Origin of the sequence: Achromobacter deleyi (assembly GCF_902859705.1) — a bacterium.
In the GTDB taxonomy this organism is placed as follows: domain Bacteria; phylum Pseudomonadota; class Gammaproteobacteria; order Burkholderiales; family Burkholderiaceae_B; genus Achromobacter; species Achromobacter deleyi.
Map to the genome: position 1 here is coordinate 348,217 of NZ_CADIJO010000002.1, position 25,226 is coordinate 373,442.

The 25,226-nt window shown below is 67.9% G+C and carries 25 protein-coding genes; 14 read left to right on the top strand and 11 right to left on the bottom strand.

Features of this window, described 5'->3' with window-relative positions; translation table 11 throughout:
- Positions 1 to 37 precede the first annotated feature (37 nt).
- From HV798_RS04040 to HV798_RS04050, 3 genes are all read left to right on the top strand, one after another.
- Positions 38 to 913: an NAD(P)-dependent oxidoreductase gene (locus HV798_RS04040; RefSeq protein ID WP_175191261.1), complete on the top strand. Its 876-nt coding sequence runs from the start codon at positions 38 to 40 to the stop codon at positions 911 to 913.
- Positions 914 to 981: 68 nt separating this feature from the next.
- Positions 982 to 1,431 carry an acetyltransferase gene (locus HV798_RS04045; protein ID WP_175191260.1) on the top strand — a complete coding sequence of 150 codons (450 nt, stop codon included), beginning with the start codon at positions 982 to 984 and terminating at the stop codon, positions 1,429 to 1,431.
- Positions 1,428 to 2,303 (top strand): alpha/beta fold hydrolase, encoded by an 876-nt coding sequence (locus HV798_RS04050; RefSeq protein ID WP_175191259.1) that lies wholly within the window; start codon positions 1,428 to 1,430, stop codon positions 2,301 to 2,303. Before HV798_RS04045 ends, HV798_RS04050 begins: the two co-directional genes overlap by 4 nt.
- 38 nt (positions 2,304 to 2,341) lie before the next feature.
- On the opposite strand, the gene HV798_RS04055 is transcribed toward HV798_RS04050, so the two are convergent.
- Entirely contained in the window at positions 2,342 to 4,666 is a 2,325-nt protein-coding gene (locus HV798_RS04055) for a molybdopterin guanine dinucleotide-containing S/N-oxide reductase (RefSeq protein WP_175191258.1), read from the bottom strand.
- Positions 4,667 to 4,896: 230 nt separating this feature from the next.
- Here HV798_RS04055 and HV798_RS04060 point away from each other — a divergent pair, with 230 nt between their 5' ends.
- The gene (locus HV798_RS04060) at positions 4,897 to 5,832 is read left to right on the top strand and encodes a 4-hydroxy-tetrahydrodipicolinate synthase family protein (protein ID WP_175191257.1); all 936 of its coding nucleotides are present in this window, start codon (positions 4,897 to 4,899) and stop codon (positions 5,830 to 5,832) included.
- Positions 5,833 to 5,968: 136 nt separating this feature from the next.
- On the top strand, positions 5,969 to 6,976 hold the full coding sequence (locus tag HV798_RS04065; protein ID WP_175191256.1) for a Bug family tripartite tricarboxylate transporter substrate binding protein: 1,008 nt from the start codon (positions 5,969 to 5,971) through the stop codon (positions 6,974 to 6,976).
- On the opposite strand, the gene HV798_RS04070 is transcribed toward HV798_RS04065, so the two are convergent.
- A complete protein-coding gene (locus HV798_RS04070; protein WP_175191255.1) occupies positions 6,977 to 7,945 on the bottom strand; it encodes a GlxA family transcriptional regulator in 969 nt (322 codons plus the stop codon).
- 143 nt (positions 7,946 to 8,088) lie between these two features.
- Between HV798_RS04070 and HV798_RS04075 the strand changes: the two genes are divergently transcribed.
- Positions 8,089 to 9,237, top strand: coding sequence for a DJ-1/PfpI family protein (locus tag HV798_RS04075; RefSeq protein WP_246288569.1), 1,149 nt, complete (start codon positions 8,089 to 8,091; stop codon positions 9,235 to 9,237).
- On the opposite strand, the gene HV798_RS04080 is transcribed toward HV798_RS04075, so the two are convergent.
- Positions 9,238 to 9,747 (bottom strand): DUF1993 domain-containing protein, encoded by a 510-nt coding sequence (locus HV798_RS04080; protein WP_175191254.1) that lies wholly within the window; start codon positions 9,745 to 9,747, stop codon positions 9,238 to 9,240. It abuts the gene before it with no gap.
- 243 nt (positions 9,748 to 9,990) lie between these two features.
- Here HV798_RS04080 and HV798_RS04085 point away from each other — a divergent pair, with 243 nt between their 5' ends.
- The gene (locus HV798_RS04085; protein ID WP_175191253.1) at positions 9,991 to 11,241 is read left to right on the top strand and encodes an MFS transporter; all 1,251 of its coding nucleotides are present in this window, start codon (positions 9,991 to 9,993) and stop codon (positions 11,239 to 11,241) included.
- Positions 11,242 to 11,286: 45 nt separating this feature from the next.
- Here the strand turns inward: HV798_RS04085 and HV798_RS04090 are convergent, their stop codons facing one another.
- The 4 genes from HV798_RS04090 to HV798_RS04105 form a co-directional block, all read right to left on the bottom strand.
- The gene (locus tag HV798_RS04090) at positions 11,287 to 11,892 is read right to left on the bottom strand and encodes an ATP-dependent Clp protease proteolytic subunit (RefSeq protein WP_175191252.1); all 606 of its coding nucleotides are present in this window, start codon (positions 11,890 to 11,892) and stop codon (positions 11,287 to 11,289) included.
- Positions 11,893 to 11,954: 62 nt separating this feature from the next.
- Complete coding sequence (locus tag HV798_RS04095; RefSeq protein ID WP_025139172.1) at positions 11,955 to 12,311, bottom strand: SRPBCC family protein; 357 nt, start codon at positions 12,309 to 12,311, stop codon at positions 11,955 to 11,957.
- Positions 12,308 to 12,622, bottom strand: coding sequence for an ArsR/SmtB family transcription factor (locus HV798_RS04100; protein WP_025139173.1), 315 nt, complete (start codon positions 12,620 to 12,622; stop codon positions 12,308 to 12,310). The genes HV798_RS04095 and HV798_RS04100 overlap by 4 nt, the downstream gene beginning before the upstream one ends.
- 92 nt (positions 12,623 to 12,714) lie before the next feature.
- Positions 12,715 to 13,770, bottom strand: a complete 1,056-nt coding sequence (locus HV798_RS04105; protein WP_025139174.1) for a GGDEF domain-containing protein — start codon at positions 13,768 to 13,770, stop codon at positions 12,715 to 12,717.
- Between the two features lie 181 nt (positions 13,771 to 13,951).
- Here HV798_RS04105 and HV798_RS04110 point away from each other — a divergent pair, with 181 nt between their 5' ends.
- From HV798_RS04110 to HV798_RS04125, 4 genes are all read left to right on the top strand, one after another.
- Positions 13,952 to 15,799 carry a methyl-accepting chemotaxis protein gene (locus HV798_RS04110; protein WP_175216336.1) on the top strand — a complete coding sequence of 616 codons (1,848 nt, stop codon included), beginning with the start codon at positions 13,952 to 13,954 and terminating at the stop codon, positions 15,797 to 15,799.
- A 111-nt stretch (positions 15,800 to 15,910) separates the two neighbouring features.
- A complete protein-coding gene (locus HV798_RS04115; RefSeq protein ID WP_175191250.1) occupies positions 15,911 to 16,471 on the top strand; it encodes a CHRD domain-containing protein in 561 nt (186 codons plus the stop codon).
- A 385-nt stretch (positions 16,472 to 16,856) separates the two neighbouring features.
- Entirely contained in the window at positions 16,857 to 17,285 is a 429-nt protein-coding gene (locus tag HV798_RS04120) for a tripartite tricarboxylate transporter TctB family protein (RefSeq protein ID WP_175191249.1), read from the top strand.
- A gap of 13 nt (positions 17,286 to 17,298) precedes the next feature.
- Positions 17,299 to 18,810 carry a tripartite tricarboxylate transporter permease gene (locus tag HV798_RS04125; RefSeq protein ID WP_025139178.1) on the top strand — a complete coding sequence of 504 codons (1,512 nt, stop codon included), beginning with the start codon at positions 17,299 to 17,301 and terminating at the stop codon, positions 18,808 to 18,810.
- A 77-nt stretch (positions 18,811 to 18,887) separates the two neighbouring features.
- Here the strand turns inward: HV798_RS04125 and HV798_RS04130 are convergent, their stop codons facing one another.
- Together HV798_RS04130 and HV798_RS04135 are read right to left on the bottom strand one after the other, a co-directional pair.
- Positions 18,888 to 19,292, bottom strand: a complete 405-nt coding sequence (locus HV798_RS04130; protein ID WP_175191248.1) for a lysozyme inhibitor LprI family protein — start codon at positions 19,290 to 19,292, stop codon at positions 18,888 to 18,890.
- Between the two features lie 78 nt (positions 19,293 to 19,370).
- Positions 19,371 to 20,570, bottom strand: coding sequence for an FAD-dependent oxidoreductase (locus HV798_RS04135; protein ID WP_175191247.1), 1,200 nt, complete (start codon positions 20,568 to 20,570; stop codon positions 19,371 to 19,373).
- A 90-nt stretch (positions 20,571 to 20,660) separates the two neighbouring features.
- Here HV798_RS04135 and HV798_RS04140 point away from each other — a divergent pair, with 90 nt between their 5' ends.
- Positions 20,661 to 21,485: an AraC family transcriptional regulator gene (locus tag HV798_RS04140; RefSeq protein WP_175191246.1), complete on the top strand. Its 825-nt coding sequence runs from the start codon at positions 20,661 to 20,663 to the stop codon at positions 21,483 to 21,485.
- 22 nt (positions 21,486 to 21,507) lie between these two features.
- Here HV798_RS04140 and HV798_RS04145 read toward each other — a convergent pair whose 3' ends face one another.
- Together HV798_RS04145 and HV798_RS04150 are read right to left on the bottom strand one after the other, a co-directional pair.
- Positions 21,508 to 21,960 carry a GNAT family N-acetyltransferase gene (locus HV798_RS04145; protein ID WP_175191245.1) on the bottom strand — a complete coding sequence of 151 codons (453 nt, stop codon included), beginning with the start codon at positions 21,958 to 21,960 and terminating at the stop codon, positions 21,508 to 21,510.
- Between the two features lie 96 nt (positions 21,961 to 22,056).
- A complete protein-coding gene (locus HV798_RS04150; RefSeq protein WP_175191244.1) occupies positions 22,057 to 23,223 on the bottom strand; it encodes a mandelate racemase/muconate lactonizing enzyme family protein in 1,167 nt (388 codons plus the stop codon).
- Positions 23,224 to 23,377: 154 nt separating this feature from the next.
- On the opposite strand from HV798_RS04150, the gene HV798_RS04155 reads away from it, so the two are divergent.
- A complete protein-coding gene (locus HV798_RS04155) occupies positions 23,378 to 24,268 on the top strand; it encodes a LysR family transcriptional regulator (RefSeq protein WP_175191484.1) in 891 nt (296 codons plus the stop codon).
- Between the two features lie 68 nt (positions 24,269 to 24,336).
- Entirely contained in the window at positions 24,337 to 25,221 is an 885-nt protein-coding gene (locus HV798_RS04160; RefSeq protein ID WP_175191243.1) for a type III secretion system chaperone, read from the top strand.
- Positions 25,222 to 25,226: the final 5 nt, after the last annotated feature.

The window sequence follows — 25,226 nt, forward strand, 5'->3', positions numbered from 1 at the left end:
AACCCTTTTCCTCACCAGAAACACGCAGGAGACACACATGACTATCGGATTCATCGGCCTGGGCGTCATGGGGACGCCCATGGCGCTGAACCTGGCCCGCGCCGGCACGCCGCTGGTAGCCTGGAGCCGTTCGGGCGGCAGCTTCGACGCCTTGCGCGCGGCGGGCGCCCACATTGCCGACACGATCGATGAGGTCTACGCGCAATGCCGCACGGTCATCCTGATGCTGGCCAACGACGCCGCCATCGACGCCACGCTGGGCCGTGGCACGCCAGACTTTGCCACGCGGGTGCAAGGGCACCTGATCGTCAACATGGGCACCACGTCGACGGACGTCTCGCGTCAGCTGGGCGCGGACATCCGGGCGGCCGGCGGCCGTTATGTCGAAGCGCCGGTGTCCGGCTCGCGCAAGCCCGCCGAAGCGGGCCAACTGGTGGTGATGCTGGCCGGCGAACCCGACGACGTGGCCGCGATCCGCACGCTGGTGCAGCCGCTATGCCGCGACAGTTTCGTCTGCGGCGCCGTGCCGTCGGCGCTGGCCATGAAGCTGGCCGTGAACCTGTTTTTGATCACCATGGTCACCGGCCTGACCGAATCCGTGCATTTCGCCGAACGCCAGGGCATCGACCTGGCGCTGTTTGCCGACGTGCTGAACGCCGGGCCGATGGCCAGCGATGTGTCCCGCGTGAAACTGGGCAAGCTGGTCGCGCAGGACTACTCGGTGCAGGCCGCCATCACCGACGTACTCAAGAACAGCCGCCTGGTGGCCGAGGCGGCGCGCAGCATCGGCATCGCCTCGCCGCTGCTGGACGCCAGCCATGCGCTGTATGGCGAAACCGAGGCGCTGGGCCTGGGTACTTCCGACATGGTGGCGGTGATCCGCGCCATCGAACAACGCACCGCCGCGGGTTGAACCGCGGCGCGGGCCGGCAAGCGTGTATCTTGCCGCCTTCTTCCCATTGACACCGCCTTTCTTGAATCATGTTCACGCTTAGACCCTCCACGCCTGCCGACGGCGCCGCCGTCGTCGACATCTGGCGCCGCGCCGTCGATGCCACGCATCACTTCCTGACCCCCGAAGACCGCCAAGCCATCGACGCCGAAGTCGTGGGCTTTCTGCCCGCCGCCACGCTCGATCTGGCCGTGGACGCGGCCGATCGCCCCGTTGCCTTCATGCTGCTGGACGGCGACCGCATGGAAGCCCTGTTCGTGGACCCGGACCACCGCGGCACGGGCGTCGGCCGCCTGCTGGTGCAGGATGCGCTGCGGCGCCAGCCGGAATTGGCGACGGACGTGAACGAGCAGAACGGCCAGGCCGTGGGCTTTTACGAACGGCTGGGTTTCGAACGCATCGGCCGGTCCGGCCAGGACAGCCAGGGGCGGCCGTATCCGCTGATCCATCTGCGCTATCGCGGCAACGTGCCGGCATGAATCCGGTCTACAAGTCCGAGCGCCACGCGCAAGCCGTGCGCGCGGCTTACGACGCCGCGCTCGCCCACTGGCCGCAAGGGTGGGGGCGCCAGACGGTGTCCACGCCCGTCGGCGATACGCACGTGCTGGTGTGCGGCCGCGAAGATGCGCCGCCGCTGGTGTTGCTGCACGGCGCCCAAAGCACCGCAGCCAGCTGGCAACGGCAGGCCGAGGCCTGGGCGCCGTATTTCCGTCTCTACGCCATCGACCTGATCGGCGAGGCGGGGCTGAGCGCGCCCGCACGCCTGCCGCTTGACGGCGACGCGCATGCCGCGTGGCTGGATGCGGTGCTGGACGGGCTGGGCATCGCGCGCGCCGCGTTCTGCGGCATTTCGTTGGGCGCCTGGATGGCGCTGGACTTCGCGGTGCGCCGCCCGGCCCGGGTGGAGCGCCTGGCGTTGCTGTGCCCGTCGGGCATTGGCCGGCAGAAGAACATCCTGCCCTGGGTCCTGCCGCTGTTGTTGCTGGGGCCGGCGGGGCGTGCGCTGATACGCCGCCGCATCATCGGCGTGCTGCCGGCCGATCCGGCGCCCGCCGATCGCGCCCAGTTCGACTTGATGCGCGCCATCGATCAGGGTTTTCGGTCCCGCTTCGGCAAGATTCCGGTGTTCAGCGACGAGGCTTTGCGCCAGTTGGCGCCGCCGCTGCTCGTGGTGGTCGGGGGGCGCGACGTCATGCTGGACTCGCAGGGCACCCGCGACCGCCTGCAGCGCCTGATGCCGCAGGCCAACGTGACGCTGCTGCCGCAAGAACGCCACTTCGTGCGCGGCCAGAACGAACGCGTGCTCGCTTTTCTGCGAGACACCTCGACGGACACTGCGGCTGCGGCATGAGGCGGGCCGCGCGGCGCGAGGCGGCTGCGTCCTGGCCGCTAGCGCGCGGCCGCGCCGCCGTCCGTCAGCGTTTCCAGCGCCGGGGGTTCAAACGCCTGCACCGCAGGCGCGGCGCCTTGCCAGCGTTCCACCTGCACCAGCGCCGACAGCGCGCTGGGTCCTTGCGCCAGCCGTGACGTGCCCACGTCCACCGTCAGCACGTTGGGATTGCCGTGGCGTTCCAGCGCTGCGCCTTGCGGATCGAACCACGCCCCGGTGGGCATTACCACCACGCCGCGCAATAGATCGCCGCTGAGCTGCGCGCCGCCCAGGCAGGCGCCGCGGTCGTTGAAAATGCGCACCACGTCACCCTGCGCGATGCCGCGTTCGGCGGCATCATCGGGATGCAGCAGCACCGCTTCGCGTTCGGCCACCTTGTTCTGGCGGGTGGCGGGCGCGGGGTCCAGCTGCGAGTGCAGCCGATCGGCGGGCTGGCAGGTCACCAGGTGCAGCGGCCAGCGCGCGGCGCGCTCGGCGCCCAGCCATTCCACCGGCGGCAGCCAGGCGGGGTGGGGCGGGCAGTCGTCGTAGCCGAATTCGGCAATGGCCTCGCTGTGCAGTTCCAGCTTGCCCGAGCGGGTCTTGAGCGGATGCGCAGCGGGGTCCTGGCGGAACTGCTCGAACAGCACGAAGTCGCGCGTGGGCGGCGGCAACGCAATGTGGCCGCGGTCCCAGAATTCGTCGAACGCGGGCAGCGTCAGTTGCGCGGCTTCCCAGGCGGGCCGCATCTGTTCGTAGATGTGGCGAATCCAGGCCATTTCGTCGCGGCCTTCGGTGTAGGCCTGTTCGAAGCCGCCGCGCGCGGCCAGTTCGCGGTAGATGTCGAAGTCGTTGCGGCTGTGGCCCACCGGCGCCACCGCCTGGCGCATGGCCAGGATGTAGCGGTCGCGCGACGAGCCGCCGATGTCGTTGCGTTCAAGCGTGGTGGTGGCGGGCAGCACGATGTCGGCGCGGCGCGCGGTGGGCGTCCACCAGGGTTCGTGCACGACGATGGTCTCGGGCCGTGTCCAGGCCTGCGCCAGGCGGTTCAGGTCCTGGTGATGGTGGAACGGATTGCCGCCCGCCCAGTAGACCAGCCGGATGTCGGGATAGACGCCGGTCTTGCCGTTGAATTCATAGGACTCGCCCGGCGTAAGCAGCATGTCGGTCAGGCGCGCCACGGGAATGGACGTGGCGGCCGGGTTGCGGCCGGCGCGCATCTCGGGGGCGGGCAGGTCGGGGCGCGGATTGCCGGCGCCGTTCATGGACCCGTGGCCGAAGGCGAAGCCGCCTCCGGGTAGGCCGATCTGGCCCAGCAGCGCAGCCAGCGCCACGCTGCCCCAATAGGGTTGTTCGCCGCGATGGCCGCGCTGCAACGACCACGACAACGACAGCAGCGTGCGGCAGCCGGCCGCGGCCAGCGCCAGTTCGCGGATGGTGGCGGCGGGCACGCCGCAGATGGCCTCGGCCCAGGCCGCCGATTTGGGCTGGCCGTCGCGGCGGCCCAGCACGTAGTCGGCATAGGCCTCGAAGCCGTTGCAGTACTGGGCCACGAACGCTTGGTCGTGGCGGCCTTCGGCCAGCAGTGTATGGGCCATGCCCAGCATCATCGCGGCGTCGGTATTGGGCCGGATGGGTATCCACTCGGCGGCCAGCGCATCCGGCGAGTCGCCGCGGGTGGGGCTGATGACGACGCTGCGGATGCCGGCCTGGCGGGCCTGGGCCAGCCATCCCGGGGCGCTGTGGTCGCCGGCGCCGCCGGAGGCGATCTGGGTGTTGCGCAAGGGGATGCCGCCAAACGCGATCAGCAGCCGCGTGTGCTTGACGACGCTGTTCCAGTCGGTGATGCGGCCGGTGACCGGCGCGTAGGTGCCGATGATGTGCGGCAGCAGGAATTGCGCCGCGCCCCAGCTGTAGTTGCCCGATTGGTCGACGCAGCCGCCGCCGGCATACAGGAAGCGGTGCGTCAGCGTGCGCGCATGGTGCAGGCGCCCGGCCGACGACCAGCCGTACGAGCCGCCGAAGATCGCGGTGGGGCCATGTTGCGCGCGCACCCGTTGCAGCTCGCCGTGCACCAGATCCAGCGCGGTATCCCAATCGACTTCGACATAGCCGTCCACGCCGCGCAATTCCGGCGCGCCGCGATGTTTCAGCCAGCTGGCGCGCACGCTGGGGCGCGCGATGCGCAGCGGCGAATGCACCATGTCGGGCATCGTGTGGATAAGTGGGGACGGTGCCTGGTCGTGGGCGAAGGGTTCGCAGCCCACCACGCGGCCATCGCGTACCAGTGCGGTGTAGGCGCCCCAATGAGATAGGGACGGATGGCGAGAGGTCGCTTCGGACATGAGGGGCGCGCAGTCAAAAACGTATTGTTATGGAAATCCTCATAACTTAAACGCATTGGCTTAGAAATTCTTTGTCTTTCGGGCCTGCTTAAAGTGTGGAAAATAGAAAAATTTTCGGGGCCGCTCTTCCTATACTGCGTAAGCAACAAGGGGAATGGTCAGGTGGTAGCGCCGATCACGCGCGCCCCTGGCTTTTTTGTCGAGCAGTCCTTCCGCATGTGGAGTGGTTCATGAGCAAAATGAAAATCCAGGGGTCCTTCGTCGCTATCGTGACGCCGTTCAACCGCGACGGCAGCGTCGATTTCAGCGCCTTTCGCAGCCTGCTGAAGTTCCAGGAGGACAACGGCACCGCCGCGGTGCTCATCATGGGCTCCACCGGCGAGGTGTCGCTGCTGTCCCCGGAAGAGCGCCGCCAGGTCATCGTCGAGACGGCCAAGATGAAGAGCGGCAAGATGAAGCTGTTCTACGGCTGCACCGGCAACAACACCGACAGCACCATCGAATACCTGAAGTTCGCGCAGGCCAACGGCGCCGATGGCGCGATCCTGGCCGCGCCGGCCTACATCTGCGCGTCCGAAGCCGATACCGAAGCCTATTTCCTGGAAGTGGCTGACGCCACCGACCTCCCGCTGGGCATCTACAACAACCCGCCGCGGGTCAAGAGCGACCTGCACTGGGACCAGCTGCTGCGTATCTTCAAGCACCCGAACTACGTGGTGCACAAGGAATCGACCACGCGTGTGGGCCAGGTGGCGCAGGTGCTGCGCGGCCGTCCCGACGTGTCGGTGATGTGCTGCGATTCGCCCAACCTGGGGCTGGTGGTGCCCACCATGAGCCTGGGCGGCCACGGCACCGCCAACATGACCGGCAACATCGCGCCGGCTGAAATGGCCGACATCTCGCGTCCGTGGGACACGCCCGACGTGTCGGTCAGCTTCCGCGAAGGCTACCTGGGCCTGCTGCCGATGCTGCACTACTCGTACTCGGCCATCAACCCGGTGGCCATCAAGTCGCTGATGAAGGCGGTGGGCTTGCCGGTGGGCGACCTGCGCCGTCCGCTGCGCGGCCTGGAGGGCGAGGCCCTGGCCAAGGGGCTGCGCATCGTGCGCGAACTGGGGCTGGACACCAAGTACGGCTTCAGCTCCGCGCAGCTCAAGGCGGCCTGATTTCCCCGTCCGGCGGCGTGAGGCCGCCGGACCCATCCTGACGATCCACGGCATGGCGGACGCGCGCATCGCGTCCGATGGCGTGGACCGCTGCTGCGCGCTCGAAATGACTGCGCCATCGCCTAGAGAGACCATCATGTCCCGATTCCTGTCCCGCCCCACGCCGCTCAAGCGGCTGCTCAGCGTCGCCCTGCTGGCGGTGGGGGTGCTGTCCGGCGCCGCCGCGCTGGCCGAAGATGCCTATCCGCAGCGCCCCATCACGCTGGTGGTGCCGCACCCGCCCGGCGGTTCCGTCGACGGCGTGGCGCGGCTGTATGCCGAGCAGCTGGGCAAAGAGCTGGGCCAGTCCGTGGTGGTGGAAAACCGCGCCGGCGCCTCGGGCATGATCGGCGCGGCCTACGTGGCGCGCGCGGCGCCCGACGGCTACACGCTGTACCTGAACGCGTCGATCCACGCAATCAATCCGCTGCTGTACAAGAAGACCATCAAGTTCGATTCGGTCAAGGACTTCACGCCGATCAGCGAGCTGGCGCAGGGCGCACTGATCTTCAGCGTCAACCCCAAGGTGCCGGCCAACAATGTGCAAGAGCTGGTCAAGGTGCTGAAGGCGGACCCGCAGAAATACTCGTTCGCCACCACCGGCTTCGGTTCGGCCGGCCACCTGGCCGCGGCCTCGTTCCTGCACGACAACGGCCTGGAGCAGATTCCCATCGTGCTGTATCGCGGCGGCGGCCCGGCCCTGTCGGACATGGTGGGCGGCCAGGTGCAGGGGCTGATCGACCCGATGCTGTCGTCCTTGCCGATGGTGCGTGCGGGCAAGCTGCGCGCCGTGGCGCTGACCGGCGCCGAACGCAGTCCGCTGCTGGCCAACGTGCCCACCATGAAGGAACAGGGCCAGAAGAACTTCGAGTTCTATTCCTGGTACGGCGTCTGGGGCCCGGCCAACCTGCCGCAGCCGATCCTGCGGAAACTGGAATCGGTGTCGGCCAAGGTCATGGCCAGCCCCAAGGTGGCCGAGCAGTTGAACGGCCTGGGCTTCGAGCCGTCGGTGAAGGACTCGGCGGCGTTCGCCAAGTTCATCGATGCCGAGATGAAGCGCTATCAGGTCATCATCGACCAGGCCAAGATTCAGATCACGGAATAGTCATGCCGGCCCGGTCCGGTACTGCGACGGGCTAAGACCGAAGCGGCGCTGGAACGCCTTGGCCAACTGCGTCTCGGAATGAAAACCGGCCAACCGGGCCAGCTGCTTGACGGGCTGGCCCGCGTCCAGCCCCGAACGCACGGTTTCCAGGCGCAGCGCTTCGAGAAAGGCGCGGGGCGTGAAACCGGTTTCACGCACCAGGCCGCGATGGAAGGTGCGCGGCGATTGCCCCGCCGCTTGCGCCATGCGTTCGACGCTGATGGTTTCGGCCAGATGCTCGCGCAGCCAGTCGACCAGCGCGCCATAAGCACCCGCCTGGCCTTCAAGAATCAGCGAGTACTGGGCCTGATTGCCCTGGCGGCGCACGGCCAGGTTCAACTGGCGGGCCACGCGCGACGCAAGCCAGCGGCCGGCATCCTGCTCGACCATGGCCAGGCACATGTCGATGCCGGCGGTGATGCCGCCGGAGGTCCATGAAGAACCGTCCTGCACGTACAGCGCATCGGGTTCGACCTGCAAGCCCTGAAAGTACTGCGCCAGCAGGTGCGCCGACGCCCAGTGCGTCGCCACCCGGCGGCCGTCCAGCAGGCCCCAGTGCGCCAGCAGGAACGCGCCGGTGCAGACCGACGCCACGCGGCGCGCCTGGGCGGCGCTGCGGGTTACCCATGCCTGCAGCGGCGCGTCGGCGGCGGTTTGCATCAGCCCGTCGCGTTCGCCTCCGGGAATGATCAGCGTGTCGACTTGCGCCGGATCGATATCGCCCGCGGCCTCGGTGTGCAGCGCCAGTCCGTTGGACAACGCGACCGGACCGCCGGAGCTGGACAGCGTCACCACCCGGTACGGCGTATCCACGCCCAGCGCGCCGGCCATCGAGAAGACGTCGGCGGGGCCCGCGACGTCCAGATGCTGCACGGTGGGGTATATGACGATGGCGATCAGGCGCGGCGTGGCGGTGGACGGGCGGGGCATGGGAAACGGTGCGGGGAGTGACCGGTTATGTTAGCGCCGATCGTTGGCAGGAAACGGCAGGATTTTGTCATTGCTGCCAATGCGGTTGAACGGCTAGCCTGATGGGGTTGAGGCGTGGCCTCGTTTCGGAAAGAGGCCGGTCGATGCCATCCTCGGGTTCTCGTGCGGCGATGGCCGTGTCCTGCGCGGCGCTGCTGTCGCTGGTGCTGGCTGCGGTCCTGGTGCAGCGCGATCCGGGCGGGGTGCCGGCGCCGCTGCCGCCCACGGCACAGCCCACGCCGCCGCTGCCCGGCCCCAGGGCGTCCGCGACGCCGCGCCTGCCTCGCGTTGCCGTGGTCGCACACAACGCCAATACCGAGCTGACGGATTTCGTGGTGCCGTACGCGGTGCTGAAGCGATCCGGCGCGGCCGAGGTCTGGGCGCTGGCGGTCGAGCCGGGGGCGGTGCAGTTTTTTCCGGCCTTGCGGGCGTTGCCGGACGCCGATATGGCGGCCTTCGATGCGCGCTATCCCGGCGGCGCCGACTACGTCATCGTGCCGGCGGTGCATGAGGATGCCGATCCGCGCCTGCTGGCCTGGATCGGGGCGCAGGCGGCCAAGGGCGCCGTCGTCATCGGCATCTGCGATGGCGTATGGCTGCTGGCCCGCGCCGGTCTGCTGGACGGGCGCGAGGCCGTGTCCCACTGGTATTCGCGGCAGGCGCTGGCCAGCGGTTTTCCCGCGGTGCGCTGGCGCCAGGACCGGCGCTATGTCGCCGATGGCCAGGTGGTCACCACGACCGGCGTCAGCGCGTCGATCCCGGTGTCGCTGGCCTTGGTCGAGACCCTGGCGGGCCGCGAACGGGCAGAGGCGCTTGCCCGCCAATTGGGCGAATCGCGCTGGGATGCGGCGCATCCGTCGCGGGGGTTCCGCCTGGGGCCGCGGCATCTGTACACGGCGGCTCGGAATGCGGCGCGGTTCTGGAACCACGAAACGCTGCAGGCAGGGCTGGCACCGGACGTGGATGATCTGGTCCTGGCGTTGACCGCCGACGCCTATGCACGCAGCTACCGGACCTCGGTAACCGGCGTGGCGCAGGGGCGGGAGGCGGTTCGCCTGGCCAGTGGCCTGGCCTATTTGCCGGATACGGCGGCGACCCCGCAGGCGTTATCGCGGCCGCTACCGGTCTTGGAGGCGGAGCGGACGGCGCCGTTGCTGGATGGCATCCTGGCCGGCATCGAGGCGCGCTACGGCCATGCAAGCGCCGCGTTCGTGGCGCTGCAGCTGGAATACCCCTGGGCGCCCCTGCCGTGATCAGTACGCGCCCATGTAGTCGCGCTTGCCGATTTCCACGCCGTTGTGGCGCAGCAGGTCGTAGGCGGTGGTGACGTGGAAGAAGAATTGCGGCAGGCCATAGTGCAGCAGGTAGGCGCTGGCGCTCAGCTTCTTTTCCTTGGGCGTGCCCGGGCGCAGCACGATTTCACGGCCTTCGCTCTGGGCGAACTGTTCCGGCTGGAACGAGCCGACGTGGGCCAGGGCTTTGGCGATCAGCGCTTGCAGCTCGGCAAACGTGGTTTCGCTGTCGGGCCAGGACGGCACTTCGGCGCCGGCCAGGCGCGACGAAATACCCTTGGCGAAGTCGCAGGCGATCTGCACCTGGCGCACCAGCGGGAACATGTCGGGGAACAGGCGCGCCTGCAGCAGCGCGTTGGGGTCGATGTTCTTGGCGACGACGTGGGCCTCGGCCTTCTGCAGCACGCCGGACAGGGCGGTCAGCATCTGCGTGAGAACGGGCACGGAAGCTTGGTACAGGGGGCTGGTCATGGGGGACTCGCGGAAAAAGAAGGGACGCGGAAGATGCCGCGCGGCGCTGCAAGACTAACAGCATTCCTGTGACAGCCGGCCGGCGGGGCGGGCACCCGCCCGCCGCGCGCAGGCGGATGCGCCGGTGGGGGGTAGCCGCAATACCGGTATCGGGGCTGGTCTTGTTGCAGGCCGGCCGGCTGGTAACAATCCGGGATGCGCGCATGGCGCGCTTTTACCGACCCCTCCACAAGGACTCCTTCCATGACTTCCCCCACGGCCAGCGCCGCGCCCGCCTCGCCGGACGAAAACGTCCACTGGCGGCGCAATCTGGCGGTCTGTTTCGCCGGTTCGTTCAGCACCATCGTGGCGATGACGCTGCTGCTGCCGTTCCTGCCGCTGTATGTGGAAGAGCTGGGCGCGGTGGGCCATGCCGCCATCGTGCAGTGGTCGGGCGTGGCCTATGGCGCAACGTTTTTCGCGGCCGCACTGGTGGCGCCGCTGTGGGGCCGGCTGGGTGACCGCTACGGCCGCAAGCTGATGCTGGTGCGCGCCTCGCTGGGCATGGCGATCTGCATGTCGCTGACGGGCATGGTGCAGTCGGTGTGGCAGCTGGTGCTGCTGCGGCTGCTGGTGGGTTTTGCGGGCGGGTATGCGTCGGGCTCGACCATCCTGGTGGCGATGCAGGCGCCCAAGGCGCGGTCGGGCTGGGCCCTGGGCGTGCTGTCGGCCGGCATCATGGCGGGCAACCTGGTGGGGCCGCTCATCGGGGGCGCGCTGCCGCCGCTGATCGGCATCCGCGCCACGTTCCTCTTGGCCGGCGGCGTGATCTTCCTGGCCTTCCTGGCCACCGTGTTCCTCATCAAGGAAATGCCGCGTCCGGCCAAGCCCGCCAAGGCGGCCGGGCCCAGGAAGGGCGGCTGGGCGCAGATCCCAGACAAACGGCCGGTGGCCGCCATGCTGGCGACCGGCATGCTGCTGATGTTCGCCACCATGTCGATCGAACCCATCATCACGGTCTACGTGGGCGAACTGGTGCAAGACCCGGCCCGCGTCACGCTGGTGTCAGGCGTGGTGATGTCGGCGGCGGCGCTGGGCGCCATCCTGTCGGCATCGCGGCTGGGCCGGCTGGCCGACCGCGTGGGCCATTGGACGGTGATCGTCGGTGCGCTGGCCGTGGCCGCGCTGCTCTTGATCCCGCAGGCCTTCGTGACCGCGGGCTGGCAACTGGTGGCGCTGCGCTTCCTGATGGGCCTGGCGCTGGGCGGGCTGCTGCCCTGCGTGACCAGCGTGATCCGCCACAACGTGCCCGACGGCGTGGGCGGCAATGTGCTGGGGCTGTCGATTTCGGCGCAGTACGTGGGCCAGGTGGCAGGCCCCGTGCTGGGCGGTTTCATCGGCGGCCATTTCGGCATGCCGGCCGTGTTCCTGGGGACCGCGGCGCTGCTGGCCGTGGGGGCTGCCGTCAACGCCGTGCTGCGTGCGCGCCACCAGCGGCCGCTGGCCCAGGCCTAGCGCGACGTCCGCCCGGCGAGCCTTGCGGCCTGCCGGGCGCCCCGATCAATTTCCCATCGTGCGCGGGTCCATCACGCGATCGATCAGGCCCCATTGCACGGCTTCCTCGGCGCTCAGGTAGCGGTCGCGGTCCAGGCTGCGCTCGACGTCTTCGTAGCTGCGTCCGCAGTGTTCGGCGTACAGCCGGATGATGCGCTGCTTGGTGCGTTGCATTTCCTCGGCATGGATCAGCATGTCCGACGCCTGCCCCTGAAAGCCGCCCAGCGGCTGGTGCACGTGCAGGCTGGCGTTGGCCAGCGCGGCGCGGTGGCCGGGTTCGCCTGCCATCAGCAGAAACGAGCCCATCGATCGCGCAGTGCCCATGCACAGCGTGTGCACCGGCGACTTGATGAACTGCATGGTGTCGTACATGGCCAGCCCGCTGGTGATGACGCCGCCGGGCGAGTTGATGTACAGGTGGATCGGCTTGCCGGGGTTTTCGGCTTCCAGGAACAGCAGCTGCGCGCACACCAGGGCCGACACGGCGTCGTTGACCTCGCCGGACAGGAAAATGATGCGTTCGCGCAGCAGGCGCGAGTAGATGTCGAAGGATCTTTCGCCGCGGCCGGACTGTTCCACGACCATCGGGACGAGCTGCATCGTGTCGCGCATGGGCGAGCTCCTGTCAGGCGGCCGCAGAACGGCCGCGCATTGAAAAACAAAAAAGGGTGGCGTCAGGCGGCCAGCTTGAACGCCTGCCAGGGGCCGTTGGCGGCCTGCGGCACGGGCCGCGCCAGCCGGGCGTCGTCGGGCGTGTGGATGATGGTGAGGCGGGTGCCGCCGTCGGCGGTGGGGTGCAGCTGGAAGGTCACCACGCTTTCCAGGCAGGGCGGCAACGTGTCGCGCAGGCGGTAGCGAACCTCGACGCCGGGGGTGGCGGCCAGCGGCTCGGCGTCGGCCAGGTCGCCGCCGGGCAGCCATTGGTCGCGCAGCGCCGGGATGCTGAGGGCGCGCCAGACTTTTTCGGGCGGGGCGTCCAGCTCGTAGTCCAGCACCAGCGTCGTGTCCAGGTCGGGTTCCGTGGCGTTCATTGGTCCATGTCCTTGAGCAGCGTTTTCAACGCGTCGACCCGCGCCGGCCAGTAGGCGCGGTACTTGCCCAGCCAGCCGGCGAGCAGCGCCAGACCGTCCGGGTCGACTTCATAGTTGACGAAGCGCCCCTGGCGTTCCTCGCGCACCAGCCGCGCCTGGCGCAATACCGCCAGGTGCTGCGAGATGGCGGGCTGGCTGATGGCCATGCCCTCGCGCAGCGCGCTGGCGTTCATGCTGCCTGCGGCGAGCTTGTCGAAGATCGCGCGGCGGGTCGGGTCGGCCAGGGCCTTGAAGACGTCGTTTTCTTGCATGGCGAAACATTAGCAAATACTTATGTGTCGCGCAAGCCCCGAGTATCGGGGCGGTGGCGGCAGGAAGGTCCGGGTCCGGGCGAGATCCGGCTTCAGTGAATCGTGCGCGCCGCCTTGCGCGCGCGCTTGATCTCATACATGCGCGCATCCGCCAGCCGCACCGCTTCTTCGGCAGCCAGGCCGCGCGGGTCCAGCGCCACGACGCCGACGCTGGCGCCTTCGTAGGGCAGGGCGGTGTCGCCCAGCTGATAGCGCCCGACGGTGGCGGCCGCCGCGCGGTCTTCCAGCGAGCGGGCGGCTTCCTGGGCGTCGCCGCGTTCGGCGTCCTGGCCCGGGGCGGCATCGCCGCGCGCCAGCGCGGGCCCGGGGCCGATCAGCACGAACTCGTCGCCGCCCAGCCGCCCGACCATGTCCGAGGTGCGCACGGCCATGGCCAGGCGCCGCGCGATTTCCTGCAGGAAGACGTCGCCCTGCTGATGGCCGTAGGTGTCGTTGATGCCCTTGAAACCGTCCAGGTCGACCACGCCCACCAGCACGCTGTCGCCATCGCGCAGCGCGCGGCTGCGCAGGCGGTCCAGTTCTTCGTAGAGCGCGCGGCGGTTGGGCAGGCCGGTCAGCGGGTCGGTCAGCGCGTAGGCCATCAGCTGCATATTGGCCTGGCGCAGTTCCGCGACCAGTTGTTCGCGTTCGATGAAATTGGCGATCACGCTGGAAAACAGCCGCAGGATGGATTCGGCTTGCGGCGCCACGGCCTGCTGGCGGGCGCTGGCGCCGCACAGCGTGCCCAGCAGCAGGCCGTCGTCGGTGCGGATGGGGGCGCTGACGTAGGTCTGGATGCCCAGTTGCCGCGCCGCGTCGGAATCGGGCCAGCAGGCGGCGACGTCGCTGGTGGCCATGCGGCCTTCGTCCAGCGCGCGCTTGCACAGCGTGTCGGACCACGGCACCGACAGGCCTTCGGGGATCTGCAAGGTGCCGACGTTGCGCGCGTAGCGCACGTGCTGCTGGTCGGCGTCCGGATCGATCGACGTGAGGTAGGTGGATTCCAGGCCCGTGACGGCGCCCAGCATGTCGAGTAGGGGGCGGGTCAACTGCTCGACCGATTTGGCCGCCTGCAGCGACGCCGATAGTTCGGCAAGAATGGGGTCCAACGAAAGCTCCCTGGAAAACGCTGGCGTATCGCCGCCGGCCTGCGGCCGACGGTCGCACCATTATGCCTTGCCCCTAAAGTCCCATGTTGCACTGCCGTAAGCCAGGGTGACGCGGCCGCGAGCGCCGCGTACCTGGATACCCGTGCCCTCCGGCATGGGCAGTTGCAGTCAGAAGGCAAGCATGAAAATCACCTCGTTGCGCAACAGGATCCTGTTGATCACCTGCGTCACCGTCATCGGCGCGCTGGTGCTCTCGGGCATCGTCACGTACCAGATCGTGCGCGACAACATGATGGCGACCATCTCGGCCGACCTGGACGCCATCGCCGCCGGCAACGCCAGCGCCATCGAACGCTGGTCGGCCGACAAGGCCCAGGCCGTGACCGCTACCGCCGCCGTCGTCGAAAAGGGCGACCCGCTCGGCCTGGCCAAGCTGATGGGCGAGACCAACGGCTTTCCCATCACCACCATCGGCTGGTCGGACAAGAGCTATCTGTCGACCACGCAGACGGCCGCCGACTACGATCCCACGGCGCGCCCCTGGTACAAGAGCGCGGTGGCCGCGGGCAAGCTGACCGTGACCAAGCCTTATGGCGATTCGGGCACGGGCAAACTGTACGTGGCCTTCACCACGCCCATGGTGCGTAGCGGCCAGACCGTCGGCGCCCTGAGCGGCGCCGTGCCGCTGGACGGCATCCAGGCCATCATCAAGGCCATCCGGCCCACGCCGTCCAGCATTGCATTCGTGCTGGCCGCCGATGGCCAGGTGATCTCGCACGTGGACGACAAGCTGGCATTGAAGCCGTCCACCGACGTGGCGGCCGAACTCACGCCTGCGGTCCTGGCGGCCATGGCGCGCGACGGCGCGGCGCCGGTGGCGGTGACGCTGGCCGGCGTGCCCAAGCTGCTCAAGGCGCGCGCCATTCCGGGCACCGACTGGTTCCTGGTGATTGCGCTGGACCGGGCCGAGGCCACGGCCGGCCTCACGCAGGTGCTCAATGCCACGCTGGTGTCGGTGGTGGTGCTGACGCTGGTGGCCGTGCTGCTGGCCAGCGTGGTGACCTCGCGCGCATTCAAGCGCCTGTCGGCGGTGCGCGACGCCATGGATACCATCGGCTCGGGCGACGGCGACATGACGCATCGCCTGGCGGTGGTGGGGCACGATGAAGTGGCGCAGATCTCGGCATCGTTCAACGCGTTTGTCGACAAGATCAGCCACGTCATGCTGGACGTGCGCACCGGCGTGCATTCCATGACCGCTGCCACCAGCGAAATCGAAATGGGCAACCGCGACCTGTCGCAGCGCACGGAAACGTCGGCTGGTTCCTTGCAGGAAACCTCGTCGGCGCTGACGCAGCTGACCTCCAGCGTGCGCCAGACGGAAGAGACCGCGGAACAGGCGACGCGCCTGGCCACCGAAGCCAGCTCGGCCGCCGAACGCGGCGGCCAGGTGGTGACGGACGCCGTCACCACGATGAGCGCGATCTCGCAGTCGTCCGAGCGCATCACCGAGATCATCAGCGTGATCGACGGCATTGCGTTCCAGACCAACATCCTGGCGCTGAACGCCGCGGTGGAAGCGGCCCGCGCGGGCGAGCAGGGTCGCGGCTTTGCGGTGGTGGCGGGCGAAGTGCGCACGCTGGCGCAACGCAGCGCGGCATCGGCGCAAGAGATCCGCGGCTTGATCCAGACCTCGGTGCAGAACGTCAAGAGCGGCACCGAACGCGTGCAGGCGGCCGGTGTGACCATGGGCGAGATCGTCGACGGCATTTCGCGCGTGCAGCGCCTGGTCAGCGAGATTCACGGCGCCATGGCCGAACAAAGCGTGGGCATCAGCCAGATCGACCGCGCCGTGTCGGACATGGACCAGGCCACGCAGCAGAACGCCGCGCTGGTGGAAGAGTCGGCCGCCGCCTCGGCCATGCTGAGCGACCAGGCGCGCGCCCTGGCCGGCACGGTGGCGCTGTTCAAGCTGCGCGACAATGTGCAGGCCGCAGGGCAGCCGCGCCTGGCCCTGGCGCACGCCTGACCGGCCGCCGTCTGCGCACGGCTGGCCCGCGCTACGATAGTCCCGCCGCAGTCCGGCGGGATTTTTTTCGCCGTCCTCTTCTTACCTTTTGGTCCTTAAAAAAGGATGCCCATGTTCAGCCGACGTCAGACCCTTCACGCATTGCTCCGGCTGGCCGCGGGCACGGCAGGGCTTGTCCTGGCGCGCGCCGCCTGGTCGGGCGGCTTCGGCGTGGCGCCGTCCGCATCCGAACGCGGCGCGTCGACCCAGGCGGGGGGCGCAGCGCCACGGCCCGAGTTCATGTTCTTCGATGCCTCGATCGATGCCGCGAACGTGGTGCCGCCGGTCAAGGCCCCGGCGGGCGGCTCGATGCGCGCCACGCTGTACACCGCCACCGGCGTGTTGGAATGGCGCGTGACGCTGGCCCGCATGACCGGGCCTGAAACGCAGGCGGCCTTTCACGGGCCGGCGACCGAACGCGAGAACGCGCCCGCCGTCATCGTGTTGCCGCCCTTCGTGCTGGAAGAAGACCGTGGCGCGCGTGAATTGCAGGGCCGCAGCACATTGACTGCGGCGCAGATCGAAGACCTGATCGCCGAGCGCTGGTATGTCAGCGCATCCACCGCGGCGCATCCCGATGGCGAACTGCGCGGGCAGATCAAGACCTATCGGGGCGGGGTGCACGGCGGCTGATCGCGCCGCTTTTCAGCACCGCCTGCCACCCAGGCTTTCCTCCCTTTTTCCCTTTTCCCGGCCGTTGTCCGCAACGCCGGACCGGCCTGCGCGCGCAGTTTTCATCTTGCTGAAAATGGGGTCGTGCCTGACGGCTTCCTGAATTTTTGCACGCATTCAGAAACTAGTCAGCTTCATGTCACGCGACCTACGGGAAAGCGATAAGTGTTTGGCGCGTTCCGGCGCAAAAAGCGAAAGCAGATTGGAAGTGTCGATCTCTACTATCTGCCGAACTCGTCCGCAGCACCGAAATTTTCAGCGGGAAGACAGGCGAGCAAAGCTGGCCGGTGTGAGAACCGGGCAGAAAAAATAAGCAAAAAATGCATCGCCTGGGAGGGCGTGTCTTATGTATCTAAGCAATAGAAACTTCGTCGCGGGGCTCTTCATGATCGCCTTCGCTTTGTTGTTCGGATTGGCGGCCACGAAATATCAATTGGGGACGTTCAGCCGATCCGGACCGGGCCTGTTCCCGTTGATGGTCAGTTCGCTGTTGGGGGTGATCGGCCTGATCACCGTGCTGCGCTCGCGCTTCGTGCCGCCGGTGCCGCTCAGCTACAGCTTCAAGAACATCGCGATCATCATGCTCAGCCTGTGCGGCTTTGCGGTGGTGTCCGGTTTCATCAACATGATCGTCGGCATCGTCTTCCTGGTGTTCTGCTCGACGCTGGCCGGCACCTCGTATTCGGTGGTGCGCAACATCAAGATTTCCCTGGGCCTGATCGCGGTGGCATTCGCTTTCCGGAATCTGCTCGGCCTTAACCTGCCCTTGTTCTGATAGAGCGACATCCATGGAAATCCTGAACAACCTCGCGTTCGGTTTCGAACACGCGCTGACGCTGCAGAACCTGATGTACTGCGCCATCGGCTGCGTGGTCGGCACCCTGGTCGGCCTGCTGCCGGGCCTGGGCCCGCTGTCCACCATCAGCCTGCTGTTGCCGCTGACCTATTCCATTCCCACCGGCGGCGCGCTCATCATGCTGGCCGGCATCTACTACGGCGCCCAATACGGCGATAGTGTCAGCGCCATCACCATGAAGATCCCGCATGCCAGCAGTATCGTGGCGTGTATCGACGGCTACCAGATGAACCTGAAGGGCAAGACCGGCCTGGCCTTGTTCACCGCAGGCGTCTCCAGCTTCATCGGCGGCACGGTCGCCATCGTGGTGCTGTCGACGATGGCGCCGGCGCTGGGCGAAGTGGGCCTGCTGTTCGGTCCGGCCGACTACTGCGCGCTGATGTTGCTGGGCTTTTTCTGCGTCAGCTTCGTCAGCAGCGGCAGCCTGCTCAACGGCCTGGCCATGGCCATGATCGGCATCCTGCTGGGCGTGATCGGCACCGACGTGAACAGCGGCGTGGCGCGCTACACGATGGACCTGGCTTTCCTGCAGGACGGCGTGGGGCTGATCAGCATCGCGCTGGGCTGCTTCGGTATCGCCGAAATCGTCAAGAACCTGGACAACCGCAATACGCTGACGCCGTTCAACGGCAAGATCAAGCTGATTCCGACGTGGCCCGAGTTCAAGCGCATCATCCCCAGCGCGTTGCGCGGCAGCGTGGTCGGTTCGGTGCTGGGCATCCTGCCCGGCGGCGGCCCCACCATCGCGCAGTTCGCCGCCTATGCCGCCGACAAGCGCTTCAGCAAGTATCGCGACGAAATCGGTAGCGGCGCCATCGAAGGCGTGGCCGGTCAAGCCGCCGCCGACGAAGCGGCCGCACGTACCAGCTTCATTCCGCTGATGGCCATCGGCATTCCCGAAAACGCCGTCATGGCGCTGATGCTGGCCGCGTTCATCGTCAAGGGCATCCAGCCCGGCCCCAACATGATCGCCACCCACCCGGACCTGTTCTGGGGCCTGGTGGCCAGCATGTGGGTGGGCAACTGCTTCCTGCTGATCCTGAACGTGCCGCTGGTGCGCTACTGGCTGTCGGTGTTCAAGATCCCGTACACGGTGCTGTTCCCGGCGATCCTGTTCTTCTGCTGCATCGGCACGTTCAGCATCAACAACAACCTGGACGACATCTACATCACGGCAATCTTCGGCCTGATCGGCTACCTGTTCCTGCGCCTGGGCATGGAAGCGGCGCCGTTGATGCTGGGCTTCATCCTGGGCCCGATGCTGGAAGAGAACTTCCGCCGCGCCATGCTGCTCAGCCGCGGCGAGTTCGGTACGTTCTTCTCGCGTCCGATCAGCGGCACGCTGCTGGGCCTGATCGGCGCCGCGGTGGTGTGGCAGCTGGTGGTGTTCCTGCGCAAGGCGCGCAAAGCCCCGGCGCTGGCCCCGCAGACCGCGGACCATTGAGGCCGCATGGCCCTGTCGACACGGCTTGCCGGGTGGACAGGGCCTGACGGATTGCCCTGGCGCGTGCCTCGCACGTGCTAGGGCAGATAGGCCTGCCACTCCTGCAACTGCCCGGTTCGCTGTTGCGTTCTCTTGAGCAGGCAGGCCATCTGGTCTGCGTTGCGTCCGGTACCGGCCTGGTTGACTCCGTACCAGGCATCGCACTCGCTATCCCGAAAACGCACCCACTGCCGTTGGGCCTGGGTGAATTTCGTTTTCAGCGCGGGGTAGTCGATATCCTCGGTGCGAGGCTGCGACAGCCGTTTCAACACCTGCTGGTAGACCTTGTTGAGGTCGCCATCGGCCGCCTCGTAGGCGGCCTGTGCCCGCATGTCGGTACAGATGGGCGAGTAGTCGTCCGCCTTGCAGTCCTGCGCTTGCGCGCTGGACGATGCGGCCAGGACGAGCACGGCAAAGACGCGACGGCTGAGTATTGAACGCATGCGCATAGGGGCGGTGGGTGGGGGGAATGCCGAATGGCAACCTCAAGCCGCTGATTATCGTCCATCCGGCCCGGCGGGTCAGCGACCCATGATGCGGGCGGCGGCCAGCGCCGATTGGCGTACGGCGGCATCCCCACGCTGGCGCAGATCCGCTTCATAGCGTTGCAAGGCCTGCCCCAGCGGCAGGCCTTGTCGCGTCTGCGCCAACAAGCTGGCCAGTAATTGCGCGTCGGCCAGGGCCGTGTTCGCGCCCAGTCCGCCTGCCGGGCTCATCGCGTGCACGGCGTCGCCCAGGAAGGTCAGGCCGGGTTGCGTCCAGTGGGGCAGGGCGGGGGCGCTGTAGACGGTTTTCAAGGCGATGCCAGCCGGTTTGCTGGCGGCCACCATGGCGGCCAGCGCGGGGTGAACCGGGGCCAGCAGGCGTTCGGCGGCGCGTTGCCAGCGTTGGCCCGTCTCGGCATCGTGCGGGGCCGCGTCGATGTCATGCCAGACCGCGTCCGTGCCCAGCACGGCGGCCCGTTCGCCGATGACGGCCCAGTACTGGTAGGACGGTATGTCGCTGAGCGGGCCGGCGGCGGCGCATTGCCGCGCAAGCGGCGGCAGCGCCGGCAGCTGCATGGCGTCCAGCACCAGCGCGTAGCCTGGGCCGAACACCACGCCCGCACCGGCTTGCAAGTCCGCAGGCAGATCGTTGCGTGCCAGGCAGCCCGCAGGCGCCACGCCGAAGATCGTGACGGTGCCGGTGTCCTCAGGCTGGGCCTGCGGCAGATGCTGGCGCCGCAACACGGAATGCACGCCGTCGGCGGCCACGACGAGCGTGTCGGTCCGCACGGGCAGGCCATCCAGGTGCAATCCCGCCGCGTCCAGGCCGATCACCTTGCGGTCGAAATGTACCCGCGGCCCCAGCCCCGACAACAGGATTTCCCGCAGCGTCTGCCGGTGCGCCGAGCGGTCGGGCACGGCATCGGCGCTGTCGTCCAGCTGCCAGGTGCCGGCCGCCCGTTGCGGCAGCGGCTGCAAGCGGGCGTCCAGCATCGCGCCGGGATGGTCATGGGCCGAGCAGCTTTGCTGGAACAGGGCGTTCAATTCGGGCGGCAGGCAGTGCGCCAGCGCCGCCTGGCCGGTGGCGTCGATGCGCAGGCGGTAGCCCTGCACGCGGCTGTCGGTGCGCGCATCGCGTTCGTAGACGTCGACGTCGATGCCGGCGCGCGCCAGGCCCTGCGCCAGGCACAGGCCACCCAGGCCGGCGCCGATGATGGAAACATGGAGATTCTGCATAATGCTCTCGAAGAAAACCGGATCGACCGGTACCCTTGCAGCTTGCGCGCAAGCGGTCTTGCGCCGGTAATGCCGGTGCGCCAACAAACCATGCAAACCCGACAGCCCGATTCCCCGCCCGGCCCCGACTACAGCGAACTGCTGGACGGCCCGGCGCTGTGCGTGTTTCACGGCGCGGATGCGCCGGGCAACGAATTCCGCCTGGGCTCGCGCGACTACGACTGGCATGCGCACGCGCGCGGGCAGTTGTTCGGGGTGGACAGCGGTTCGATGCGGGTGCGCACCGAGGCGGGGGCATGGCTGCTGCCGCCGCAACGGGCGGGCTGGATTCCGCCTGGCCAGCGGCACCAGGTCAGCGTGGCGGACGCGGCCGGCGGCTGGGTGGCGCTGGTGCATCCCGAGGCCGCCGTGCATCTGCCCCCCGCGCCGTGCGTGCTGGGGGTGGGCAGCCTGCTGCGCGCCATGGTGCGGCGCGCGGGCGACTGGCCGGACAAGCTGTCGCTGGATGCGGCGCAGTCGCGGTTCGCGGCGGTGTTGCTGGACGAGATCGAAGCCGCGCCGCAAGAACCCCTGCACCTGCCGTGGCCGCGCGATCGGCGCCTGGCCCGCCTGGCGCAGGCCTTGGCCGACGACCCCGCCGACAATCGCTCGTTGGACGCGCTTGCCGTGCAAGCGGGCCTCGCGCCCCGCACGGCGCAGCGCCTGTTTGCCGACGAAACCGGCTTGGGCTTTGCGCAATGGCGCCAGCAGTTGCGCTTGATCCATGCGCTGGAACGGCTCAGCGCCGGCCAACCGGTGGCGCAGGTGGCCGACGCGCTGGGTTACGCCACGCCCAGCAATTTCATCGCCATGTTCAAGCGCGCCTACGGCATGACGCCGGGCCGCTATCTGCAAGGGACGGCGGGCCAGGATTAGCCCGGCCGGGTTGAGGCAGGCCTTATTCGTATTGATAGGCCAGCACGTCGTCGCCGGCCTCGTCCCGTTCGCCGGTGGCGACCCAGCCTAGATGCCGGTAAAAGCCGTAGGAACGCACGTGGGGATCTGCCGCGCAGCTCAGGAACAGCCGCGTGTGGCCCGCCTGCCGCAACATCGCCATGACCTGCGCGAGCAGGGCGCGGCCGATGCCCAGGCCTTCGTACGCCGGCAGCAGGGCCAGCACCATGATTTCACCGCTGTCGCGGTCGCCGAAGCAGTAGCCGGCCAGCACGCCGTCGGCCAGCGCCACCACGCCGGGCAGCGCGCCGTCGCGAATACCGGTGGACCAGCTTTCCTGCGTGACGCCGACGGCGCGCAGGTCATCGGCCGAGAAGGCGTTTTCACGGGTGCGGCCGCGCAGGTCGATGCAGGCGGCGGCGTCTTCGGGCCGGGCGGGGCGGTAGACGAGGTTCATGGCTAGGCAAAAAAAGGAACAAGCCGAAGGATACCCGGGCTTGCCTGTGGCGGCCGCCGCTCCGCCACGTCTTGCGGCCCTCCCAACAGCAGGCCCTTATTCCGCCAGCTTGTGCATTTCGGCGATCAGGTCCGACTTGCCCTCGAAGCCGATGCCGGGCAATTCCGGAAGCGTGACGTAGCCGTTGTCGACCCGCACGCCATCGGGAAAGCCGCCATACGGTTGAAACAGGTCGGGGTAGGATTCGTTGCCGCCCAGCCCCAGGCCGGCCGCGATGTTCAGCGACATCTGGTGGCCGCCATGCGGAATGCAGCGGCTGGCCGACCAGCCATGCTGGCGCAGCATGTCCAGCGTGCGCAGGTATTCCACCAGGCCGTAGCTGAGCGCGCAGTCGAATTGCAGCCAGTCGCGGTCGGGGCGCATGCCGCCGTAGCGGATCAGGTTGCGCGCGTCCTGCATCGAGAAGAGGTTTTCGCCCGTGGCCATCGGCTTGTCGTAGTAGTTGCGCAAGGTGGCCTGCAGTTCGAAGTCCAGCGGGTCGCCGGCTTCCTCGTACCAGAAGAGGTCGTACTGCGACAGCGCCTTGGCGTACTGGATGGCGGTGTCCAGGTCGAAGCGGCCATTGGCATCGACCGCCAGCTTGCGGCCGTCGCCCAGCACGCTCAGGATCGAATCGATGCGGCGCAGGTCTTCGTCCAGCGAGGCGCCGCCGATCTTCTTTTTCACCACCGTGTAGCCGCGGTCGACGTAGCTGCGCATTTCGTCCTTGAGCTTGGCGTGGTCCTGTCCCGGGTAGTAGTACCCCCCGGCCGCATAGACGAACACGCGGCGGTCGGGTTGGCCGTTGCCATAGCGTTCGGCCAGCAGCTGGAACAGGGGCTTGCCTTCGATCTTGGCCACCGCATCCCACACCGCCATGTCCAGCGTGCCGATGGCCACCGAGCGTTCGCCGTGGCCGCCGGGCTTTTCGTTGGTGTACATCGTGTTCCAGATGCGGTGCGGGTCCAGGTTGTCGCCCGCGTCGTTCAACAGGCTGGCGGGGTCCGCTTCCAGCAGGCGGGGAATGAAGCGTTCGCGCATCAGCATGCCCTGGCCATAGCGGCCATTGGAATTGAAGCCGTAGCCGATCACGCGCTTGCCGTTGCGCACCACGTCGGTCACCACCGCCACCAGGCTAAGCGTCATCTTGCTGAAGTCGATGTAGGCGTTGCGGATGGGCGAACTGATGGGAACGGTCTTTTCGCGGATCTCGATGATTTTCATGCTGTCTCCTGGGCCGGGCGGCGGATGGGAAAACCGTAGATTATTCGCGTCGACTCGCCTTATGATTCGCTGGAAATCACATCTTTATTAACTTTAAGTGAATAAAGCCGCGCCCGGCATCGGCTGCGGCCGCGCCTTCGGGCAAGGGCTTTCCATGAACCACGACCTGGCGTCTTCGCTGGAATTCTTCGTGCTGCTGGCCCGCCACGGCAATCTGTCGGCGGTGGCGCGCATGCTCGATCTGACCCCGCCCGCCGCCACCAAGCGCCTGGCCCAGCTCGAAGCGCGGCTGGGCGTGCGGCTGGTGAACCGCACCACGCGCAGCATCAGCCTCACGCCTGAAGGCGAAACGTATCTGCACTACGCCACGCGCATCCTGGCCGATGTGCGCGAGATGGAAGACGTGGTGTCGTCCAGCCGCTCGGTGCCCAAGGGCCTGCTGCGCATCAATGCCACGCTGGGCTTTGGCCGCACCGCCATCGCACCCATCGTGTCCGAGTTTGCCGCGCGCCATCCGCAGGTCGAGGTGCAGCTGGACGTCACCGACCGCCCCATTGATCTGGTCGAAAGCGGGGTGGACCTGGGCATCCGTTTCGGGGCCTTGCCCGACCAGCGCCTGGTGGCCCGGCGCGTCCTGTCGAACCGGCGCTTCCTGTGCGCGGCGCCGCGCTACCTGGCGCAGCATGGCGAACCCGCCAGCCTGAAAGACCTGGAACGGCACCAGTGCATCATCCACCGCCAGAACGAGGATGCCTATGGCGTGTGGCGCTTCACGCATGACGGGCGCGCCGACACCGTGAAGGTGCACGGCGCGCTGTCCAGCAACGACGGCGACATCGTGCTGAACTGGGCGCTGGACGGCCACGGCATTTTGATCCGCTCGGAATGGGACCTGGCCAAGTACCTGGAAAGCGGCCGGCTGCGCGTGGTGTTGCCTGATTTCATCCTGCCGTCGGCGGACCTGTTCGTGTACTACCCCAGCAAGCGCAACCTGTCGGCGCGCACGCGCGCGTTCATCGATTTCCTGATGGCGCGGTTCGCCTGATTGCGGTCGCGCGCCGTTTGCATTATTTTGGCCGGCTATCGCTCCGTTGGCGCCTGCCAGGAACCGCCATGCCCAGATCCAACCATGATGATTGCCTGAAGGAATACGCCCAGGCGTCGCCCGAGCCGGTGCAATGGGATGCCGATGGCAGCGCCTTGTGCCGCCCCGCGGGCTGGCCGGTACATGCGGCTTATGTGGAACGCAGCGACAGCATGTTGTTCTTCAGCGCTCTGGGGCGCGCGCCCTCGAGGCCGCCGACACATTTCTGGCGCACGCTGCTGACCCTGGGCTATCCCTGCCCGGAATGGATTCCGGCGGTGTCCCACGAACCGGCGACCGACCAATGGGTGTTGAGCCTGCGCTTGCCGGCTCACCGTTACGAGGCGGCGCGCTATGCGCAATGGCTGGCGCACTTCGGCGCCATCGCTGCGGACGGCGCCGCGGCGTTGCAGGCGCCTGAAGCGCCGCCTTGGCGACCGGGCGTCGCGGCCACGGCGACGCCGCGGCCCGATGTAGACCTGACGCCGTACCAGCAGGCCATCGACGCCCTGGCCGACCGCCATGGCGCCGAGCGGCTGCATGAATGGGCGCCGCAACGCCTGCTGTTGCGGCTGGACGACCTGGATATCCAGCTGCGGCATGGCGCCTGGACGGACACGCTCATGGCCATCTGCCGGATCGGCGGCGACGTGGCCGCGTTTGACCGTATCGGCGGGGATCTGGCCACCGTCAATGCGCGCATGCCGACGAGCGGCCCGCATTTCTCCATCGAAGCGCTCAGCGGCGAACTGATCCTGGCTGGAACTTTCGACCTGAACCGGTTACTCAGCAGGGATTGGCTCGACTACCTGGACGGGTTCCATCGCCACGCATTGCGGGCCAGGGACGCGCTTTCACAATCCGCCGAACCTGCCGATCGCGCTTTGCCCCCGGGGTCTTTCCTTTTCGTCTGACCTCG